Origin of the sequence: Staphylococcus sp. HMSC072H03, from assembly GCF_001809305.1 — a bacterium.
Taxonomy (GTDB): domain Bacteria; phylum Bacillota; class Bacilli; order Staphylococcales; family Staphylococcaceae; genus Staphylococcus; species Staphylococcus hominis.
The window spans coordinates 1-695 of record NZ_KV796919.1; the positions used below are offsets into that span (position 1 = coordinate 1).

Sequence of the window (695 nt, forward strand, 5' to 3'; positions counted from 1 at the left end):
TCTGCCTTACAAGCAGAGGGTCGGCGGTTCGATCCCGTCATTCTCCACCATTCAATTTAATAGCCGGCCTAGCTCAATTGGTAGAGCAACTGACTTGTAATCAGTAGGTTGGGGGTTCAAGTCCTCTGGCCGGCACCATCTAAGAGCCATTAGCTCAGTTGGTAGAGCATCTGACTTTTAATCAGAGGGTCAGAGGTTCGAATCCTCTATGGCTCACATGTATACGCGGGTGTGGCGGAATTGGCAGACGCACTAGACTTAGGATCTAGCGCCTTACGGCGTGGGGGTTCGACTCCCTTCACCCGCATATGCGGAAGTAGTTCAGTGGTAGAACACCACCTTGCCAAGGTGGGGGTCGCGGGTTCGAATCCCGTCTTCCGCTCCATTATTTTGCCGGGGTGGCGGAACTGGCAGACGCACAGGACTTAAAATCCTGCGGTGAGAGATCACCGTACCGGTTCGATTCCGGTCCTCGGCATTATTATTTTGCGCCCGTAGCTCAATTGGATAGAGCGTTTGACTACGGATCAAAAGGTTATGGGTTCGACTCCTATCGGGCGCGTTCTCTTACGGGAAGTAGCTCAGCTTGGTAGAGCACTTGGTTTGGGACCAAGGGGTCGCAGGTTCGAATCCTGTCTTCCCGATAGGAAATTTAAAATTTATTATGGGGGCTTAGCTCAGCTGGGAGAGCGCCT

General features: G+C 52.5%; 8 tRNA genes (1 of these 8 running past the window's edge). All 8 read left to right on the forward strand.

The features are described from left to right. The first annotated feature begins 62 nt into the window (after nucleotides 1–62). Nucleotides 63–138, forward strand: a tRNA-Thr gene (locus HMPREF2578_RS10735). A gap of 5 nt (nucleotides 139–143) precedes the next feature. Next, a tRNA-Lys gene (locus tag HMPREF2578_RS10740) sits at nucleotides 144–216 on the forward strand. 9 nt (nucleotides 217–225) lie between these two features. Continuing rightward, nucleotides 226–307, forward strand: a tRNA-Leu gene (locus HMPREF2578_RS10745). Between the two features lie 3 nt (nucleotides 308–310). Then, nucleotides 311–385, forward strand: a tRNA-Gly gene (locus HMPREF2578_RS10750). A 7-nt stretch (nucleotides 386–392) separates the two neighbouring features. Further along, nucleotides 393–478, forward strand: a tRNA-Leu gene (locus tag HMPREF2578_RS10755). Between the two features lie 10 nt (nucleotides 479–488). Then, nucleotides 489–562: transfer RNA gene (locus tag HMPREF2578_RS10760), tRNA-Arg, on the forward strand. A gap of 8 nt (nucleotides 563–570) precedes the next feature. Further along, nucleotides 571–644: transfer RNA gene (locus HMPREF2578_RS10765), tRNA-Pro, on the forward strand. 22 nt (nucleotides 645–666) lie between these two features. Then, nucleotides 667–695 (forward strand) — tRNA-Ser (locus HMPREF2578_RS11250); it runs 127 nt beyond the window's last position.